This window comes from Xanthomarina spongicola (genome assembly GCF_003148645.1).
Classification (GTDB): Bacteria; Bacteroidota; Bacteroidia; order Flavobacteriales; family Flavobacteriaceae; genus Xanthomarina; species Xanthomarina spongicola.
Genome location: NZ_QGGP01000003.1, coordinates 115,887 through 133,754 on the forward strand (window position 1 = coordinate 115,887; position 17,868 = coordinate 133,754).

The window sequence follows — 17,868 nt, forward strand, 5'->3', positions numbered from 1 at the left end:
TTTAAAAATGTCAAATCAAACACAAGAAGTATTTAAGGCTCCAGAATTTAAAGTAAATCAATGGATAGATGCTAACGGAAACAAAACAGAACCCATAAAACTTTTAGATTATAAAGGAAAGTTTAAAGTCATTTATTGTTTTCAGAGTTGGTGTCCAGGATGTCATAGTAAAGGGCTACCAGATTTAAAAAAAATGGTTGAAGCTTTAGAAAGTAATAAAAATGTAATATTTCTAGCTATTCAAACTGTTTTTGAAGGTCATAACGAAAATACGTATGACAAAATAATAGAGACTCAAAAACAATATAAATTAAAAATTCCTTTTGGCCATGATGCAGGAGAAGATGGTAAATCACGCTCCACTATTATGAATAACTACCAAACAGGAGGAACACCATGGTTTATATTTATTGACAAACATGATAATATAGTATTTGCTGATTTTCATCTAAATGTAGATTCAGCTATTACCTTTTTAAGAGGAATGTAAATATTATGAAAAGACAAACGGAAATTAAACTTTATGGTACCGAAAGGTGCCATAAAACTAAATACGACCAAGTTTTTTTAGAGGCACAAAAATTAAAGTACACCTTTTTTGATGTAGAAAAGAATGAGGATTTTGCTGAGGATTTACGTAACCTATACAGCAATAGAAAACTTAATTTTCCAACTTTAGTTATCGGGAATAAAAAACTGCGAAATCCAACAGATAAAGATTTAAATAAATGGTTAGAAAATTAATTGCTTAGATTAAAAGTATAGATTTTCCCTCCAATTATGCCAATGCGCTCATCAGTAATATAAATTGTTTGTTTGTCTTTAAAACAGATGCCTTCTTTTTGAGTTAGATGATTAAAGTCAATAGATTCTATTGTACCATTAAAAAAATCATCTCCTTCAAAGTTAGATATTTTCCACATCTTGTCTTTATTTAGTAATACGACGGTTTTACCATCGTCACTAATATCAGCAGAAGTAATTTTATTGTTCTTATCATTTAGTCTAAATTCTGTAACAAGTTCAGCTTCATGTTCGCCAATAAGATTTGGAACTTTATACATTCTACCTTTCTTATTCTCTTTATTAAAAATGTAGAAATGATTATTGTAAATAAAAAATGCTTCAAAATTTTCCTGTTTCATTTTAACTGGTAGCCTAAAAGTAATTTTTTCAGCAGTTGTATTATGCGAGTTTTCATTTGGTTTTTTTACTTTATATATATAATAAGATGTTCTTTCTTTTTTGTTGTTGCCAAAATCTCCAATGTAAATATTACCAATAGAATCGCTTGTTAAATCTTCCCAATCATTATTTACAACATTAGTAATATGTAGTTCTTTAATAACTTCTCCAGATTCGTTTAAACCAAAAAGGGTGTTATTGTTTCTAGAATCTTCAATCATCCAAATAAGATTTGAGAATGGTGTTTTTTCAGCAGCTGACACTTCTTTTAATGATAATGGTAAACTTGCAATAGTATTTAATCCATCTGATTTGCAAGATGTTAGTGTTAGTATTAAAGCTAAAGTACATAAAGGTAGAAACTTCATATTTTTTTTGAAATAAGGCATCCTTCAAAACTAATTATAAAAAATATGCAAACCCAAAAATGAATTTAATAGTTTTGATAAATTTAAGTATTTAACTCTATTTATATGACATCAGTAAACGACCTGCTAGACCTATTAGTGTTAGAAAAGATAAACGATACCGAATTTAATGGTATGAGTAAATCTGTTGGAAGTCCTAATGTGTTTGGAGGACAAGTTTTAGCTCAGGCTATTAATGCAGCAAGTAGAACCATAACAAACGGAAGAATTTTACATTCTATGCATTCTTATTTTTTAGAAGCTGGAAATCTTAAATTACCTATTACTTATAATGTTAGTATTGTAAGAGATGGAGGAAGTTTTTCTGTTCGAAGAGTTACTGCTCACCAAAACGAAACTACCATTTTCATTCTGTCGGCTTCTTTTCATAAGAAAGAATCAGGTTATAACCATCAGATGAAAATGAAAGATGAAATGAAACAACCTGAGGAACTATTAAGTTGGACAGATATGTACAATCAATTTGGAGATTTTCTTCCTAAGCATGTTAAATCTTTTTTAGAAATTGAACGACCAGTTGAGTTTAAGCCAACCGAGATTGTAAATCCTTTAGACAGAAAAGATTTGCCACCTTTTAGCGATGTTTGGTTTAAATTAAAAGGAGATGTTAGCACTTTAGATTTAGCAACTAAACAACAAATATTAACTTATATTTCCGATTATAATATTTTAGTTTCGGCACTAAATCCTCATGCTAGTAAAGCACATTGGGGAAATACACAAACAGCAAGTTTAGATCACTCTATGTGGTATTTTAGAGATTTTGATTTTAACGATTGGTTGTTGTTTTCTATGGAATCTCCAAATGCATCTAATGCTAGAGGGTTTGCAAGAGGTAACATCTATACAAGAGATGGAGAATTAGTTGCTTCAGTAGCACAAGAAGGGTTGATGAGACCAAAAGATTAATGAGTACAATTTTAAAAATAGGACATCGAGGAGCAAAAGGATATGTTGCTGAAAACACTATTGAATCTATTCAAAAAGCACTTGATTTTGGTGTAGATGGAATAGAAATAGATGTTCACTTATGTGCTTCAGGAGAATTGGTTGTTTTTCATGATCTAACTCTAGATAGAATGACTAATGGAATTGGCGAAATAGGAAAATTATCACTTTCAGAATTAAAACAATTAAAAGTTAATGGAGAATTTTCAATTCCAACTTTAGAAGAAGTTTTAAACGTAATAGATAAAAAATGCTTGTTAAATATTGAATTAAAGGGGAAATATACTGCTTTAAAAACTTGTGATGTTATTCAGAAATACATCAAAGAAAAAGAATGGAATTATAATAATTTTATAGTGTCTAGTTTTCAACATCACGAATTAGAAGCCGTTTTTAAAATAGACAATAATATTCCATTAGGTGTTTTAACAAAAGCAAATGTAGATGATGCTTTGGAGTTTGCCGAAACAGTAAATGCCATAGCCATTCATCCTAATTTTGCTTTGTTAACTAAAGAAAATGTTAAGCGTGCACAAGCAGAAGATTATAAAGTATATACTTGGACAGTAAATGATAAGCAAACCATTGAAAGGATGAAAAGCTACAAAGTGGATGGAATAATTTCTGATGTGCCAGATAGATTATGATAAAAAAAGATGTCATAATAGTAGGAGGTGGAGCAGCAGGATTTTTTGCAGCTATAAATATTGCTGAACAGAACCCTAAACTAAAAGTAGCCATTTTAGAACGTGGAAAAGAAGGTCTTCAAAAAGTAAAAGTTTCTGGTGGTGGACGTTGTAATGTTACTCATGCTGAATTTATTCCACAAGAATTAATATTGAATTATCCTAGAGGAGAAAAAGAACTTTTAGGTCCTTTTCATCAGTTTATGACAGGAGATACCATTGAGTGGTTTGAAAAACGAGGCGTGCCTTTGAAGATTGAAGAAGATGGTAGAATGTTTCCTGAATCAAATTCATCTCAAACCATTATAGATTGTTTTTTAAATGAAGCCAAGAAATACAACGTTGAGTTGTTGTATAACCATGCAGTAAAATCAATTGAGAAAGAAGCGTTTTTATGGAAATTGGAAACTTCTCAAGACGAGTTTTCATCAGAAAAATTAGTAATAGCCACAGGAAGCAATCCTAAAATATGGAACTTGTTAGAAGATTTAGGGCATACTATTTCTCAGCCTATCCCTTCTCTTTTTACGTTTAATATAAAAGACGAACGTATTAAAGATATTCCTGGAGTTGTAGCTCAAAATGTTGACATTAAAGTTTTAGGAACCCATTTATGGAGCGAAGGCCCTTTGTTAATCACTCATGTTGGAATGAGTGCTCCAGCCATTTTAAAACTATCTGCTTTTGGAGCAATTGAATTAGCTAAACGTAATTATAAATTTGAAATTGAAATAAATTTTATCAGACAATCATTTGAAGATTGTTTAGATACATTAAAAGAGTTAAAGCAGAATTTAGCTAAAAAAACAGTTTATAAATCAACTCAATTTGAACTGCCAAAGCGTTTATGGCATAAATTAGTTTTAGCATCTAACATGGTTAAAGAAACACGTTGGGCAGATTTAAATAAGCAACAATTAGAAAGTTTAGCTGCACAATTAACACAAGCTGTTTTTAAAGTGGATGGAAAAAGCACGTTTAAAGAAGAGTTTGTTACTGCTGGAGGAATTGATTTAAAAGAAATTAATTTTAAAACCTTTGAAAGTAAATTACATGATAATCTTTATTTTGCTGGAGAAGTTATCAACGTAGACGCAGTAACAGGAGGTTTTAATTTTCAGAATGCTTGGACAGGAGCCTATATTGTTGCTAAAACAATTTCAAAATGAAAACATACATCGTGCTTTTAAAAGGCATTAACGTTGGTGGACACAAAAAAGTACCAATGGCAGAATTGCGTGAGCTACTTACTAAATCAGGTTTTGAAGATGTGCAAACCTATATTCAAAGTGGTAATGTGATTTTAAAATCTTCTGAAAATAAAAATATAATAGAAAATAAAATTCAGGAAGCTATTATGGCTCATTTTGGATTTGAAGTGTCTGTATTAACAAATACAAGACAGGGTTTGAAACGAATTTTTGATAATTGCCCATTTTCAGAAGAAAAAAAGAAAGCAAGTTACTTTATGATGCTTCATGAAAAACCAGAAGATGATTTAGTAAAAGTGGCTTCAGAAAAAGTTTATGATGGTGAGGAATATGAAATTATTGACGATTGTATTTATTATTACTGCCAGAAAGGTTTTGGTCAGGCTAAATTCAATGCAAATTTTTTCGAGCGTAAGCTAAACACATTTGCAACAGCAAGAAATTATAACACAATGGTAAAGTTATTATCTTTGTCAACTTAATTTACAACATGACAGAACAAGATTTTATTCCAGAGGTATATCATTCTAAGATTGAAAATGGAAAAGTAACTTGGGAATCTCCAAGTAACATTGCTTTGGTGAAATATTGGGGAAAAAAGAAGAATCAAATTCCAGAAAACCCTTCCATTAGTTTTACTTTAAATGAGTGTAAAACTATTACAACTTTAAACTATACATTAAAAGAAAATAAAACAGATTTTGAATTTGATGTGTTTTTAGATGGAAAGAAGGAGGATGCTTTTAAGCCTAAAATTCAAACATTTTTTGAACGAATTGAATCATATGTACCTTTTTTAAGAGATTACTATTTTAAAATTGAGACTTCAAATACGTTTCCACATAGTTCCGGAATAGCATCTTCTGCATCAGGTATGAGTGCTTTGGCTTTGTGTTTAATGAGTATAGAAAAAGAGTTAAATCCAGAATTATCAGATGTATTTTTCAACCAAAAAGCATCCTTTTTAGCAAGACTAGGTTCTGGAAGTGCTTCTAGAAGTATAGAAGGTGACTTAATTGTTTGGGGAAAAACAGATTCTATTACAGGAAGTACAGATCTATTTGGAATTAAATATCCTTATAAAGTTCATGAGAATTTTAAAGAATATCAAGACACCATTCTATTAGTTGATAAGGGCGAAAAGCAAGTGAGTAGTACAGTTGGTCATAATTTAATGCATAACCATCCATTTGCAAAAAATCGTTTTGATCAAGCACATGAAAACTTAGAAACACTAAAAACTATTTTGGAATCTGGAGATTTAAATCAATTTATAGCATTGATTGAAAGTGAAGCATTGACATTACATGCTATGATGATGACAAGCATGCCTTATTTTATTTTAATGAAACCAAATACGCTTGAAATAATAAATAAAATCTGGAGTTTTAGAAAAGACACAGGTTTACATATAAGTTTCACTTTAGATGCAGGAGCTAATGTACACGTGCTTTATCCAAAAAAAGAAGCTAAAGTAATTCTAGAATTCATTAAGAATGAATTAGTTGCATATTGTCAAAACGAACAATATATTTGCGACAGAATTGGTTTTGATGCAAAACAATTGTAACTTTATATTTCCAAATCAATAATTTTCTATGAAAGGACCACTTTTTTACTCTAAAATATTGCTCTTCGGAGAATATGGCATCATTAAAGATTCCAAAGGTTTATCTATACCTTATAATTTTTATAATGGTGCTTTAAAAACTGTAGATAATACGTCTGAAGTTGCCTTGAAATCTAACGAAAGTTTAAAACGTTTTGTTTCTTACCTAAAGGGGTTAGATGCGTCTTTAGTGACATTTGATATTGAAAAATTACAAAATGATGTGGATGCAGGAATGTATTTTGATTCTTCAATTCCTCAAGGTTATGGCGTTGGTAGTAGTGGTGCTTTAGTAGCTGCAATTTATGACAAATATGCGTTCAATAAAATTACAGTTTTAGAAAATTTAACTAGAGAAAAATTATTGAATTTAAAATCTATTTTTTCTGAGATGGAATCTTTTTTCCATGGAAAATCTTCAGGGTTAGATCCATTAAACAGTTATTTGAGTATTCCAATTCTAATCAATTCTAAAGATAATATTGAAGCTACTGGAATTCCATCGCAAAATACAGAAGGTAAAAATGCCGTATTTTTATTAGATAGTGGTATTACTGGAGAAACGGCTCCAATGGTAAGTATTTTTATGGAAAACATGAAGCAAGAAGGCTTTAGAAAAATGCTTAAAAATCAATTTATTAAACATACAGATGCTTGTGTAGACGACTTCTTAAAAGGAGATATAAAATCCCTATTCGGAAACACAAAGAAACTATCTAAAGTGGTTTTGAATAACTTTAAACCTATGATTCCTCAGCAATTTCATGAACTTTGGAAAAAAGGAATTGAAACAAACGAATACTACCTGAAACTTTGTGGCTCTGGTGGAGGAGGTTATATTCTTGGCTTTACAGAAGATATTGAAAAAGCAAAACAATCTCTTAAAGACTACAAATTGGAAGTTGTCTATAACTTCTAATCTTTCTAACGATGCTTTCGCGTAAACACAAACACATTTTACTAAAGTTTTTTAGTATGTTTTCTGTGGTACGTGGTTATAACATTTTAATAATTGTTATTGCTCAATATTTAGCTTCCGTTTACATTTTAGCACACGATAAACCATTAAGGGAAGTTGTTTTAGATCTTAATTTATTAATGCTTGTTTTAGCATCTTCAGCAGTAATTGCAGGTGGCTATATTATAAATAATTTCTACGATTCAGAAAAAGATTTAATTAATAGACCACAAAAATCGATGTTAGATAGATTAGTTAGTCAAAATACAAAACTATCTTTCTATTTTGTATTAAATTTTATTGCTGTTGTATTATCTAGCTATGTCTCTTTTAGAGCAGTTATTTTCTTTTCTATCTATATTTTTGGTATTTGGTTTTATTCACATAAATTAAAAAAATTACCGTTTATTGGTAATTTAACTTCAGCCATATTAACTATCACACCTTTTTTTATCGTTTTTATTTATTATAAAAATTTCGAAACCGTAGTTTTTGTACATGCTATGTTTCTCTTTTTAATTATTTCTATGAGAGAGTTAACAAAAGATTTAGAAAATATAAAAGGAGATTTAGCTCAAAATTATCAGACAATTCCTATAGTTTATGGTGAAAAAGTTTCTAAAATTATGCTTACCTTTTTAACGGTTTTAACTCTTATTCCAACATATTTATTGGTTAATTATTTTAATGTTGGCTACATGAGTTACTATTTTTATTTCAGTATTTTATTTTTGCTCATATTTATTTTTCTATTATGGAAATCCAGATCCAAAACACATTACCTTATTTTGCATAATATCTTAAAACTTATAATTGTTGCTGGAGTTTTTAGTATTACTCTTATCAATGTAGACTTACTATTAAACAGAATTTAAGATTTATAATTTAGTTGCTTGATTGCAATTAGTCTTTCTGTATCTTTGCATAAAATTAGTAATCATGAGCAGACATCAAGGTAGCAGTAGTAAAGGAAAATCTTCAGGAAGAGGACAGCAGAAAGAAGGAGCTAACCAAGCAGGTCGTGGAGGCAATACATCTCATAACAAAAGTTATTCTAGAGGAAATTCGCCTATTAAAAAGCAACAATTTTCTGCAAGTAAGCCTCAAACAGAGAAAAAGGCTTCTGCTAAAAAGTCGAATCCAGATGAGATTCGTCTTAACAAATACATAGCTAATTCTGGGATTTGTTCACGTAGAGAAGCAGATGCACATATTGCTATTGGACTTGTAACCGTTAATGGGAAAGTGATTACTGAAATGGGTTACAAAGTAAAACTGGAAGATGAGGTTCGATATGATGGAACTCGTATAAATCCAGAAAAGAAGGCTTATGTTTTATTAAATAAGCCAAAAGGATTTGCAACTACAACTGCAGAAGGAAAAGGTAGAACTGTTATGGATTTGGTGGCAAATGCTACATCATCTAGAATAAAACCAATTGGTCGTTTGGGCAGAAACTCTAAAGGACTTTTATTGTTTACTAATGATGAAACTATAACCAAAAAATTCACCAATTCTAAAAATGGAGTACCACGTTTATTTCAAGTTGAATTGGATAAGAACTTAAAAATTGAAGATCTTAAAAAAATTAGAGAAGGTTTTAAAGTAGATGGTAAACATATTGCTGTAGAAGAAATTAGTTATATAGATGGAGCCTCAAAAAAAGAAATTGGTCTAAAAATTAAGAATACAGGAAACACTATTTTGAGAACTATTTTCGACGAATTAAAATACGAAATTATAAGTATAGATTGCGTTGCTATAGGACATCTTACTAAAAAGGATATTCCAAGAGGACATTGGAAACATCTTACTGAGCAGGAATTAAATACTCTAAAAATGTTATAGGTTTTATTCTATACCATATAAATTTTTTACATGTTTTAAGTTGGTGTTGCTATCTATCTCTATAAAATAATTTAGTTGCCACTTTTGCGTTTGTTTTGCCTGTTTATTATTAGTAATGTCCCAAGATGGATATACACGAAAACCTCTTTTCCCAACTTTTTTATTAGATGAGACTATTCCTTTTTCGATTAAAATTGATTTTGGTAATATAAACTGACCCAGTTTGCTTTCTTTAATAACATTAATAACATAATAATCAATCGAGTCTTTTTCATTTAAAGGTTCTGTAATTCCGTTTTTATTACGTTTCCAGAAAGTTACAAACTGTCCTATTTTTTTTGGAGTTATTTTGGCATCTCTACAAACAATATGAAATCCGTTTAAAGTAAACCTACATGCTTCATATTCTCTGCTTTCAGGCTCGTTTAAAAACTCAGATATTTGCAAAGAACATTTCTCGTAAATGGTATTATTTATATGTGTAAGCACTTTATTCATTGCTAATAATTAAAGTGTCTTTATTGTATGTAACCTTAAAACAGTATTTCCACTTTCTTCATGTTCATATTGCTTGATTTGTTTAAAACCATATTTATTATAAAAAGCCCTTCCAATAGTATTTTTCTCAAAAACCTCGACTTCCAACACATTATTTTCTTTAGAAACAAAGTCAACTAATTTTGTACCTATTCCTTTTGAATGATTATTTGGTAAGACAAAGAGTCCTCCAATTTCATTTTCTATCATGCTAATAAATCCAATAATTGAATTGTTTTGTTCGAATACCCAAGTCTGTGAACCTGGTATATAAAGATGCCTCATATCAGACGCTACTTTTTCAACAAACTCTTTAGTAAGAAAAGGATGTGCTAATGCTGATGCATCATTCCAAATGTTCATTATTTGTTCAAGGTCTTGCTCTTTATGTTTTCTAATCATTTTGTTAATTTTAACTTTATTATTCGATCCAAAACGATTTTAGAACTCTTTATTTGTATAGTCACACTCTTCTTGAATAATAATTTTTTTATCAATTTTCCAAAAATTCACCAATTTCTCTCTCGAAGTTATATTACCTAAATAATCAATATAATACTTTTCAAAGTAAATGCCACTAGGTAGGTTTTTATTGTCTTTCCATTCTTCGTAAGCAGTTGAAAAATTGAAAATAGGTAAATGAAAATTGGTTTTTTTATCTATAATATAATAATTAGTTCCAATTTTTTTTCGTTTAGCTTTCTTAGGTTTTATCAAACCTAACTTGTACATGCTATAAGTCTTTCCATTAATAAGAGTGTCGTTTAATATGTTAAAAGCATAGTTGTTAATTTGGTATTTATATGGATTGCGATACCTACGCACATATTGACACTCAATGTTGATATATTCTGCTATATCCAGATCAGATTTTAGAAAATGGGCATTTGAATATATTCCATCTTCATCTTTAAAAATTATGTTATAATTTAAGCTATCTAATTCGGTAACAATAGCTAGATAATTATTTTTTTTAGAGTTTGTTAAGTAATATCTTTTTATTGTTTCGTCTTTTTCTCTAATCGGATGGTGTTTCTTTTTTATTGAATCTTCCTTGTATAAAGCTAATTCGTATTCAATTAGGTAATCAAATTCATATTGTTTTTGTGAAAAACATACGGTTGAGAATAATAGTAATGTTATTAAGATAGGCTTCATAGTTTGATTTTAGGCATTCAAATATACTTAATTACCCAATAAAAAGTATTGAAAAACTTGAGGGAAGTTATAGAAATAAGCACAACATATATCTATAAAACTAAAGGCTAAAAAAATATTTAAAAAAAGTTAGTTTTATAAAAAAAAGTATTTCTTTTGCACTGTTATTAGCTGAACAAATTGAACTATGTTTTTATGTTCGGGCTTTTGAAAATTAGGAAGTTAAATTCAAAAGCAGCTTATAGATTAAGCAACCGAATTTTAGAGCTAACTTCCTTAACTCCTATTTATGCTAGCCAGCATAACTTCGGCTTTATGCCTACCACACAAAGTCAAATTCGAATTTGATTTGTACTCATTATTGTTTACTTTTAAACTTTTAGTTTTAAAATATTAGAATATTTACAATTTAAAAACACCTAATGAATACAAAATATATTGATTTAATCAATCAAACTTTTTATTTTCCTCAAGAAGAATTTAAATTAGAAGACAAGCATCTTCAATTTCACGATATAGATTTAATGGGTTTAGTTGAAGAGTATGGCTCTCCATTAAAATTTACATATTTACCTCAAATTTCAAACAACATTGGTCGTGCAAAACATTGGTTTGCAAAAGCCATTAAAAAACATAAATATAAAGGGAAATACCACTATTGTTATTGTACTAAAAGCTCACATTTTAAACATGTTTTAAACGAAGCTTTAAAAAACGACATACATATAGAAACGTCCTCTGCTTTCGATATCGACATAGTTGAAAACTTAAAAGCAGAAGGAAAAATTACAGATAAGACCTTTGTAATTAGCAACGGATTTAAACGTGCTCAATATGTTACTAATATTGCTAGATTAATTAATAATGGACATAAAAATTGCATTCCAATTATTGATAACTACGAAGAAATAGATTTGCTTTCTCAAGAAATTAAAGGCAAGTATAATATAGGTATCCGTATTGCTTCAGAAGAAGAGCCAAAATTTGAATTCTATACATCTCGATTAGGAATTGGTTACAAAAATATTGTGCCTTTTTATAACAGACAGATTAAAGACAATAAAAAAGTAAAGTTAAAAATGCTTCACTTTTTCATCAATACAGGTATTCGAGATAATGCCTATTATTGGAATGAGCTGTCTAAATGTTTAAAGGTATACACTAGTTTAAAGCAAATTTGTCCATCTTTAGATAGTTTAAATATTGGAGGAGGATTTCCAATTAAAAACTCGTTAGCCTTCGATTTTGATTACGAATATATGGTTGATGAAATTATTAATCAAATCAAATTATTCTGCGAACAAGAAGAGGTTCCAGTGCCAAATATATTCACGGAATTTGGTAGCTTTACAGTAGGTGAAAGTGGAGGAGCTATTTACGAAGTACTTTATCAAAAACAACAAAACGATCGTGAAAAATGGAATATGATTAATTCGTCTTTCATTACAACTTTGCCAGATACTTGGGCTATTAATAAGCGTTTTATAATGTTGCCAATTAATAGATGGAACGATAGTTACGAACGTGTTTTGTTAGGAGGTTTAACCTGCGATAGTGACGATTATTACAATAGCGAACAACATATGAATGCTATTTATTTACCAAAATATAGTAAAGAAAAACCTTTGTATCTTGGATTCTTTAACACAGGAGCATATCAAGAAACCATTGGTGGATTTGGAGGTTTGCAACACTGTTTAATTCCATCTCCAAAACACATATTAATAGACAAAGACGAAGATGGAAACATCTCAACAAAATTATTTAGCGAACAACAAAAAAGTGAAGACTTACTTAAAATATTAGGTTACCATGAGCAATAAAACGTATGCAGGAATTGAAGAAGAATATTCAAAACTAGAAAGTTCCAAAATTGTTTTAATACCTGTTCCTTATGATGGAACAAGTACTTGGCAAAAAGGAGCAGATAAAGGACCAGAAGCATTTTTAAATGCATCAGAAAACATGGAACTTTATGATATTGAAACAGGTACAGAAGTGTATCAGCAAGGTGTTTATTTGGCCGATGCTGTTACTGAAAATTCTTCGCCAGAAGCCATGGTAGATGCTGTGCATCAAGCAACAAAAAAGTATATAAAAAGAAATAAATTTGTTACTGCTTTTGGTGGCGAACATTCTATTTCAATTGGTACTATTAGAGCTTTTAACGAATGTTTCGATAATTTAACCGTTGTACAATTAGATGCTCACGCAGATTTACGTAACGAGTATCATGGTTCTAAATGCAATCATGCTTGTGCCTTATACGAAGCCAGTCAGAATACAAACCTGCTACAAATAGGAATTCGCTCTATGGATGTTATGGAAACTACCGTTATGGATACTGAGAAAACTTATTTTGCTCATGAAATGGCAGTAGACGATACTTGGGCAGATAGTGCTATTGACCAAATGACAGACAATGTATTTATAACAATAGATTTAGATGTTTTCGACCCTTCCATAATGCCAAGTACTGGAACTCCAGAACCTGGTGGTTTATTATGGTACGAAACATTAGACTTTTTAAAACAGATTTTTGAAGAGAAAAACGTTGTTGGATTCGATATTGTTGAACTTTGTCCTAATAAAATTGATAAATCTTCAGATTTCTTGGCTGCAAAATTGTATTATAAAATGTTAAGTTATAAATTTCAAAATGAAAGTGTGGAAGATGAATATGACAACTCATTTGACAATTCAAACGTAAATAAAAGTAATAATTCAAAATTCAACGAAGACGATGAGTACTAAAGGAGCCATTTCAAATTTTATAGAAAAATATTATTTACACTTTAATGCAGCAGCTTTAGTTGATGCAGCAAAAGGATATGAAGATCAATTAAATTCTGGAGCTAAAATGTTAGTGTCTCTGGCAGGAGCCATGAGTACTGCAGAATTAGGCAAAATCTTTGCCGAAATGATTCGTCAAGATAAAGTACAAATAATCTCTTGTACTGGAGCTAACTTAGAAGAAGATATTATGAATTTGGTGGCACATTCACATTACGAAAGAGTGCCAAACTACAGAGACTTAACACCTCAGGAAGAGTGGGATTTGCTGGAGAGAGGACTTAATAGAGTTACAGACACTTGCATTCCAGAAGAAGAAGCATTTAGACGTTTACAAGAACACATTGTAAAAATTTGGAAAGACGCAGAAGCAAAAGGAGAACGCTATTTACCACATGAATACATGTACAAATTATTACTTTCTGGAGTTCTTGAACAATACTACGAAATAGATATAAAAGACTCATGGATGTATGCAGCAGCAGAGAAAAATTTACCAATTATTTGTCCAGGTTGGGAAGATAGTACTATGGGAAATATTTTTGCAAGCTATGTGCTTAAAGGAGAGTTAAAAGCAAGTACCATGAAATCTGGAATTGAATATATGACCTTTCTAGCAGATTGGTACACAGAAAACTCTAAAAAAGGAGTAGGATTTTTCCAAATTGGAGGAGGAATTGCAGGCGATTTCCCAATCTGTGTTGTGCCAATGTTATATCAAGATATGGAAAGACCAGAAACACCTTTCTGGAGCTATTTCTGTCAGATAAGTGATTCTACAACTAGTTATGGATCGTATTCTGGAGCAGTGCCTAACGAAAAGATAACTTGGGGAAAATTAGATATAAACACCCCGAAATTTATTATAGAAAGTGATGCTACAATTGTGGCACCTCTTATATTTGCTTATTTACTAGACATGTAATTATGAATAAAAAAGACAATCTGAAACGCGTAATTGTTGATTTTAAAAAGTTAACACCAGAAATTTTAGCTCTATTGGTAGAGAAATATCCAGATGGTTATGATGAAGACCAGATAATTTCATTTAAAAATGCCAATAATGAAATTGTTGAAGCTGTAGAAGTAACAACCAACGACACTAAATATTTGGTTAAGGTAAGTACCAAATTAGCCGTTACCATGGAGAATTATGATGAGGATGATTATGAAGATTTTGCAGAAGATGATCCAGAAGCTGTACAAGATCCAGAAATAGAAGTTGAAGATGAAGTTGATGAAGAAGACGATGACAAAGATTAATCATGTAATGTGATGAGAGAAGCCGAATTTTTATCTTACGAAAATGGATTTTTTACCTTTTTGTTTGAAAATGGAGAGGAGCTAGTTTTCGACGAAGTCCTCCCTAGAGTTTTAAAACAATTCGATTTAATAAATGATGAGAGTTTAATTAATAAATCTTTTAAAATAACTTTCATAGAAGTTTATGATAAAAATGATGAAGATTCTGTAATTTACAGAGTAGAAAGTTTAAAACCACTCTAATACATATTGTTATGAACACGTCTTTTCACATGTCATTACCATGTTTAAGTGTAAAAGAAACTAAAAACTTTTACAAAAACAGTATTGGCGCAACCACTGGTAGGCATACCCAAAGTTGGGTAGATATAAATTTATTTGGACATCAATTAACGTTTATAAAAGCCGAAAAATTCAATTTTAATAGTCCTAATTATGTGTTTGAAGGTAAAATTCTACCTTCATTTCATTTTGGAATTATTGTAGACGAAAACACGTGGAACAACATCTATTCTAAGCTTAATAATCTAGATTTAGAAGTTGTAGAAAAAACCACATTTTTAAGCAATAAATCTGGAGAACATACATCTTTCTTTATTAAAGATCCAAACGATTATATGTTAGAATTTAAATGCTTTAAAGATTCTAAAAACATATTCAAGACCTAATGTATAAGGTTGTTGCTTATCAAGTAGCAAACACTATCCAAATAAAAGCTAGTAAACAACAATTATCTTGGCAGTTGTTGTTTCAAGATAGTGACGAGCTTTTTTATAAAAGTTCTCCTGAAAAATTTATTTATATATTTCATTATGGTATGGTCTGTTTTTTTAACTTGACTAATGCTGAAATTGAAATAGTTTTAAAAGAAATAAAGCCATTTTGTGATACTTTTTTTACTAAGAGAAATTCTGAGGAAATTCTTATTGTCATACAGCCACAAACCTTAAAAGTCCAATTCGATAACGTAATCTTACCAGATTTAAATAAAGAGATGATTCGTTTGGTTATGTTAAACACATCTCAATCTGTGGCATTAAATGACTATTCTAAAATTACTGAAGAACTTTTAATTGAAACTAATAAACATACTAAATATCTTGAAAAAAAAGGTAAATTAGATATTTCTGGAAATAAGTTAAAACGTTTTATAGGTAAGGTACTTAATATAAAAAACAAAATTTCTGAAAACCTTTATATCTTCGATTCACCAGAAATTACCTGGGAAAACGAACAGCTTAACAAGTTAAATTCTGAATTAAAACAAACTTTCGATCTAAAAGATAGATACAGACTAATCCACGATAGAATAGAAATTATAAAAGAAAATCTTGAGCTTTTTAAAGATATCATGGATCATAAGGAAAGTAGTAGATTAGAATGGGTAATTATTATTCTAATAGTTATAGAAGTTGTTGATTTAATAATCGCTAAAATATTCTTCTAAATTTCTTTAAACTTATATAATTAGATTTTTTTTAAATAAAATTGTGACTTATCGAATATATCTGTGTCAAAATAATATAACTAATAATAGAAAATTTGAAAACTGATTTAAGTTACCTTCAATTAACAGATGAAGAGCTTGTAAGTCAAATTGTAAAGGATGAGAATACATTATTATTCGGAATTCTTTATGATAGGTATATACATATAATTTATAACAAATGTTATGGGTTTTCAAAATCTGAACATGAAGCGGAAGATATAACTCAAGATGTTTTTGTAAAACTGTATACAAAACTTTCAATGTTTAGAGGCGAATCTAAATTTTCAACATGGCTATATGCTTTTACTTATAACTTTTGTGTTAATTACATAAATAGGAATACTGCAAAAAAAATTGAAAAAAATTCTGTTAATTCAGAGCAATATGATCATTTGTTAATTGATACAGACGATTATAATTTATTCCAGCTTAAAGTTAAAAAGTTACAAAAAGCATTAAAATTAATTAATCCAGAAGATAAAATGATTCTTCTTCTTAAATATCAAGATGATTTAACTATTAAAGATTTGGAGGTTGTTTTAGAAATAGGTGAAAGTGCAGTAAAAATGAGACTTAAAAGAGCCAAAGCAAAGATTGTAGAAATATATAATAATCTTTAAACGTATGGAAAACCCATTTAAAAAAATAGAGCAAAATAAAAAAGCTCCAGAGCATTTAAAAGGAAAGGTGATGAGTGATATTGCTGGAATAAAGCTTTTAATGGATATAACAGGCTTGTTTTCATCAAACTATGCCTCAGTAGCTAAAAGTTTTTTAAAAGACAAAAAAAATAAAGAAAGCAAATAAAAACAATATAAATATGGAAACAGTAAACGATTGGAAAGACATGTTATTTAGTTCAATAGCGAATATGAGTACTAAAGTTGCTGATATGTTACCAAATATCTTTGGAGCATTGTTCATTTTGCTTTTTGGATGGCTTATAACAAAATTCATTATTTATGTTTTAAATAAAATAATGAGAGTTGCTAAAATTGATCAACTTACAGATAAAATTAATGACACTAAATTTTTTGGAGATTTGGATTTCAAATTTAAACTATCAAAAATCATTTTAGGATTTGTAAAATTTATAATGTTTTTAATCTTTTTGATAATTGCTTCAGATATCATGAAATGGAGTGTGGTTTCAAATGAAATTGGAAACCTTTTAAGATATTTACCAAAACTGTTTAGTGCAATTGCATTATTTATGATTGGGATTTATATAGCCAATTTTGTACGAAAAGCAATTTCTGGAGTATTTGAGTCTTTTGACTTAAGTGGTTCAAAAGCAATTAGCGGTTTAGTGTTCTATATTATAGCTATTATAATTACTATTACATCACTTAATCAAGCTGGAATAGATACTAGTATTATTACAAACAATGTCACAATAATTCTAGGTGCATTTTTACTAGCATTTGCTTTAGCATTTGGATTTGGATCTAAAGAGATTATTCAAAATTTACTCTATTCATTTTATTCAAGAAAAAATTACGAAATAGGACAGGTTCTAAAAATTAGAGATATAGAAGGTGAAATTACTTCAATAAATAATATCTGTATGACATTAAAAACAAAAACTGGTAAAATTGTAATTCCTATAAAAGAAGTTGCAGAAAGTGAAGTAGAAATTAAAGACTAAAATTAATAACTAAAAAAATGGGAATTGATTTTAATTGATAAAGATTTTATAGCAAAAGTTGGTTGATTAATTATTGTTAAACAATTCCCATAATATTTTTAAATAAA

24 protein-coding genes are annotated in these 17,868 nt (G+C 29.3%); 20 read left to right on the plus strand and 4 right to left on the minus strand.

What is annotated here, in order from left to right; translation table 11 throughout:
• Positions 1-7: 7 nt before the first annotated feature.
• Positions 8-490, plus strand: a complete 483-nt coding sequence (locus LX78_RS07450) for a peroxiredoxin family protein (RefSeq protein WP_109682040.1) — start codon at positions 8-10, stop codon at positions 488-490.
• Between the two features lie 5 nt (positions 491-495).
• Entirely contained in the window at positions 496-744 is a 249-nt protein-coding gene (locus LX78_RS07455) for a glutaredoxin family protein (RefSeq protein WP_109682041.1), read from the plus strand.
• On the opposite strand, the gene LX78_RS07460 is transcribed toward LX78_RS07455, so the two are convergent.
• Positions 741-1,553: an SdiA-regulated domain-containing protein gene (locus LX78_RS07460; protein WP_109682288.1), complete on the minus strand. Its 813-nt coding sequence runs from the start codon at positions 1,551-1,553 to the stop codon at positions 741-743. The two genes, LX78_RS07455 and LX78_RS07460, sit on opposite strands and share 4 nt — an antisense overlap.
• Before the next feature lie 105 nt (positions 1,554-1,658).
• On the opposite strand from LX78_RS07460, the gene LX78_RS07465 reads away from it, so the two are divergent.
• From LX78_RS07465 to LX78_RS07500, 8 genes are all read left to right on the plus strand, one after another.
• On the plus strand, positions 1,659-2,522 hold the full coding sequence (locus tag LX78_RS07465) for an acyl-CoA thioesterase (protein ID WP_109682042.1): 864 nt from the start codon (positions 1,659-1,661) through the stop codon (positions 2,520-2,522).
• Complete coding sequence (locus LX78_RS07470; protein WP_109682043.1) at positions 2,522-3,208, plus strand: glycerophosphodiester phosphodiesterase; 687 nt, start codon at positions 2,522-2,524, stop codon at positions 3,206-3,208. Before LX78_RS07465 ends, LX78_RS07470 begins: the two co-directional genes overlap by 1 nt.
• Positions 3,205-4,416 (plus strand): BaiN/RdsA family NAD(P)/FAD-dependent oxidoreductase, encoded by a 1,212-nt coding sequence (locus tag LX78_RS07475; RefSeq protein WP_109682044.1) that lies wholly within the window; start codon positions 3,205-3,207, stop codon positions 4,414-4,416. The genes LX78_RS07470 and LX78_RS07475 overlap by 4 nt, the downstream gene beginning before the upstream one ends.
• Positions 4,413-4,940, plus strand: coding sequence for a DUF1697 domain-containing protein (locus LX78_RS07480; RefSeq protein ID WP_109682045.1), 528 nt, complete (start codon positions 4,413-4,415; stop codon positions 4,938-4,940). The genes LX78_RS07475 and LX78_RS07480 overlap by 4 nt, the downstream gene beginning before the upstream one ends.
• Positions 4,941-4,948: 8 nt before the next feature.
• Positions 4,949-6,028: a diphosphomevalonate/mevalonate 3,5-bisphosphate decarboxylase family protein gene (locus LX78_RS07485; protein ID WP_109682046.1), complete on the plus strand. Its 1,080-nt coding sequence runs from the start codon at positions 4,949-4,951 to the stop codon at positions 6,026-6,028.
• Between the two features lie 28 nt (positions 6,029-6,056).
• Positions 6,057-6,986 carry a mevalonate kinase family protein gene (locus tag LX78_RS07490; protein ID WP_109682047.1) on the plus strand — a complete coding sequence of 310 codons (930 nt, stop codon included), beginning with the start codon at positions 6,057-6,059 and terminating at the stop codon, positions 6,984-6,986.
• A gap of 11 nt (positions 6,987-6,997) precedes the next feature.
• Positions 6,998-7,900 carry a geranylgeranylglycerol-phosphate geranylgeranyltransferase gene (locus LX78_RS07495; protein ID WP_109682048.1) on the plus strand — a complete coding sequence of 301 codons (903 nt, stop codon included), beginning with the start codon at positions 6,998-7,000 and terminating at the stop codon, positions 7,898-7,900.
• A 64-nt stretch (positions 7,901-7,964) separates the two neighbouring features.
• A complete protein-coding gene (locus LX78_RS07500; protein ID WP_109682049.1) occupies positions 7,965-8,873 on the plus strand; it encodes a pseudouridine synthase in 909 nt (302 codons plus the stop codon).
• Between the two features lie 3 nt (positions 8,874-8,876).
• On the opposite strand, the gene LX78_RS07505 is transcribed toward LX78_RS07500, so the two are convergent.
• From LX78_RS07505 to LX78_RS07515, 3 genes are read right to left on the minus strand one after another with little or no spacing between them, the layout of a single operon-like run.
• A complete protein-coding gene (locus tag LX78_RS07505) occupies positions 8,877-9,371 on the minus strand; it encodes a MepB family protein (protein WP_109682050.1) in 495 nt (164 codons plus the stop codon).
• Between the two features lie 9 nt (positions 9,372-9,380).
• Positions 9,381-9,812, minus strand: a complete 432-nt coding sequence (locus LX78_RS07510) for a GNAT family N-acetyltransferase (RefSeq protein ID WP_109682051.1) — start codon at positions 9,810-9,812, stop codon at positions 9,381-9,383.
• Positions 9,813-9,851: 39 nt separating this feature from the next.
• Positions 9,852-10,568, minus strand: a complete 717-nt coding sequence (locus LX78_RS07515; RefSeq protein WP_109682052.1) for a hypothetical protein — start codon at positions 10,566-10,568, stop codon at positions 9,852-9,854.
• A gap of 422 nt (positions 10,569-10,990) precedes the next feature.
• Here LX78_RS07515 and LX78_RS07520 point away from each other — a divergent pair, with 422 nt between their 5' ends.
• The 10 genes from LX78_RS07520 to LX78_RS07565 all read left to right on the plus strand — a co-directional run bounded on the left by LX78_RS07520 (position 10,991) and on the right by LX78_RS07565 (position 17,761).
• A complete protein-coding gene (locus tag LX78_RS07520; RefSeq protein ID WP_109682053.1) occupies positions 10,991-12,391 on the plus strand; it encodes a type III PLP-dependent enzyme domain-containing protein in 1,401 nt (466 codons plus the stop codon).
• Positions 12,381-13,322 (plus strand): agmatinase, encoded by a 942-nt coding sequence (gene speB / locus LX78_RS07525; RefSeq protein WP_109682054.1) that lies wholly within the window; start codon positions 12,381-12,383, stop codon positions 13,320-13,322. The genes LX78_RS07520 and speB overlap by 11 nt, the downstream gene beginning before the upstream one ends.
• A complete protein-coding gene (locus LX78_RS07530) occupies positions 13,312-14,286 on the plus strand; it encodes a deoxyhypusine synthase family protein (protein WP_109682055.1) in 975 nt (324 codons plus the stop codon). Before speB ends, LX78_RS07530 begins: the two co-directional genes overlap by 11 nt.
• 2 nt (positions 14,287-14,288) lie before the next feature.
• The gene (locus tag LX78_RS07535) at positions 14,289-14,624 is read left to right on the plus strand and encodes a hypothetical protein (RefSeq protein WP_109682056.1); all 336 of its coding nucleotides are present in this window, start codon (positions 14,289-14,291) and stop codon (positions 14,622-14,624) included.
• A 12-nt stretch (positions 14,625-14,636) separates the two neighbouring features.
• Complete coding sequence (locus tag LX78_RS07540; RefSeq protein ID WP_109682057.1) at positions 14,637-14,867, plus strand: hypothetical protein; 231 nt, start codon at positions 14,637-14,639, stop codon at positions 14,865-14,867.
• 11 nt (positions 14,868-14,878) lie between these two features.
• Entirely contained in the window at positions 14,879-15,292 is a 414-nt protein-coding gene (locus tag LX78_RS07545; protein WP_109682058.1) for a VOC family protein, read from the plus strand.
• Positions 15,292-16,071 carry an RMD1 family protein gene (locus tag LX78_RS07550; RefSeq protein WP_109682059.1) on the plus strand — a complete coding sequence of 260 codons (780 nt, stop codon included), beginning with the start codon at positions 15,292-15,294 and terminating at the stop codon, positions 16,069-16,071. The genes LX78_RS07545 and LX78_RS07550 overlap by 1 nt, the downstream gene beginning before the upstream one ends.
• 95 nt (positions 16,072-16,166) lie before the next feature.
• On the plus strand, positions 16,167-16,733 hold the full coding sequence (locus tag LX78_RS07555) for an RNA polymerase sigma factor (protein ID WP_109682060.1): 567 nt from the start codon (positions 16,167-16,169) through the stop codon (positions 16,731-16,733).
• A 4-nt stretch (positions 16,734-16,737) separates the two neighbouring features.
• Complete coding sequence (locus tag LX78_RS07560; RefSeq protein ID WP_109682061.1) at positions 16,738-16,920, plus strand: hypothetical protein; 183 nt, start codon at positions 16,738-16,740, stop codon at positions 16,918-16,920.
• Positions 16,921-16,933: 13 nt separating this feature from the next.
• Positions 16,934-17,761: a mechanosensitive ion channel family protein gene (locus LX78_RS07565; protein WP_109682062.1), complete on the plus strand. Its 828-nt coding sequence runs from the start codon at positions 16,934-16,936 to the stop codon at positions 17,759-17,761.
• Positions 17,762-17,868: the final 107 nt, after the last annotated feature.

Coding starts and splice junctions, on each gene's coding strand:
- LX78_RS07450 (WP_109682040.1), top strand. CDS start 8: ATGTCAAATCAAACACAAGAAGTATTTAAGGCTCCAGAATTTAAAGTA.
- LX78_RS07455 (WP_109682041.1), top strand. CDS start 496: ATGAAAAGACAAACGGAAATTAAACTTTATGGTACCGAAAGGTGCCAT.
- LX78_RS07460 (WP_109682288.1), bottom strand. CDS start 1,553: ATGAAGTTTCTACCTTTATGTACTTTAGCTTTAATACTAACACTAACA.
- LX78_RS07465 (WP_109682042.1), top strand. CDS start 1,659: ATGACATCAGTAAACGACCTGCTAGACCTATTAGTGTTAGAAAAGATA.
- LX78_RS07470 (WP_109682043.1), top strand. CDS start 2,522: ATGAGTACAATTTTAAAAATAGGACATCGAGGAGCAAAAGGATATGTT.
- LX78_RS07475 (WP_109682044.1), top strand. CDS start 3,205: ATGATAAAAAAAGATGTCATAATAGTAGGAGGTGGAGCAGCAGGATTT.
- LX78_RS07480 (WP_109682045.1), top strand. CDS start 4,413: ATGAAAACATACATCGTGCTTTTAAAAGGCATTAACGTTGGTGGACAC.
- LX78_RS07485 (WP_109682046.1), top strand. CDS start 4,949: ATGACAGAACAAGATTTTATTCCAGAGGTATATCATTCTAAGATTGAA.
- LX78_RS07490 (WP_109682047.1), top strand. CDS start 6,057: ATGAAAGGACCACTTTTTTACTCTAAAATATTGCTCTTCGGAGAATAT.
- LX78_RS07495 (WP_109682048.1), top strand. CDS start 6,998: ATGCTTTCGCGTAAACACAAACACATTTTACTAAAGTTTTTTAGTATG.
- LX78_RS07500 (WP_109682049.1), top strand. CDS start 7,965: ATGAGCAGACATCAAGGTAGCAGTAGTAAAGGAAAATCTTCAGGAAGA.
- LX78_RS07505 (WP_109682050.1), bottom strand. CDS start 9,371: ATGAATAAAGTGCTTACACATATAAATAATACCATTTACGAGAAATGT.
- LX78_RS07510 (WP_109682051.1), bottom strand. CDS start 9,812: ATGATTAGAAAACATAAAGAGCAAGACCTTGAACAAATAATGAACATT.
- LX78_RS07515 (WP_109682052.1), bottom strand. CDS start 10,568: ATGAAGCCTATCTTAATAACATTACTATTATTCTCAACCGTATGTTTT.
- LX78_RS07520 (WP_109682053.1), top strand. CDS start 10,991: ATGAATACAAAATATATTGATTTAATCAATCAAACTTTTTATTTTCCT.
- speB (WP_109682054.1), top strand. CDS start 12,381: ATGAGCAATAAAACGTATGCAGGAATTGAAGAAGAATATTCAAAACTA.
- LX78_RS07530 (WP_109682055.1), top strand. CDS start 13,312: ATGAGTACTAAAGGAGCCATTTCAAATTTTATAGAAAAATATTATTTA.
- LX78_RS07535 (WP_109682056.1), top strand. CDS start 14,289: ATGAATAAAAAAGACAATCTGAAACGCGTAATTGTTGATTTTAAAAAG.
- LX78_RS07540 (WP_109682057.1), top strand. CDS start 14,637: ATGAGAGAAGCCGAATTTTTATCTTACGAAAATGGATTTTTTACCTTT.
- LX78_RS07545 (WP_109682058.1), top strand. CDS start 14,879: ATGAACACGTCTTTTCACATGTCATTACCATGTTTAAGTGTAAAAGAA.
- LX78_RS07550 (WP_109682059.1), top strand. CDS start 15,292: ATGTATAAGGTTGTTGCTTATCAAGTAGCAAACACTATCCAAATAAAA.
- LX78_RS07560 (WP_109682061.1), top strand. CDS start 16,738: ATGGAAAACCCATTTAAAAAAATAGAGCAAAATAAAAAAGCTCCAGAG.
- LX78_RS07565 (WP_109682062.1), top strand. CDS start 16,934: ATGGAAACAGTAAACGATTGGAAAGACATGTTATTTAGTTCAATAGCG.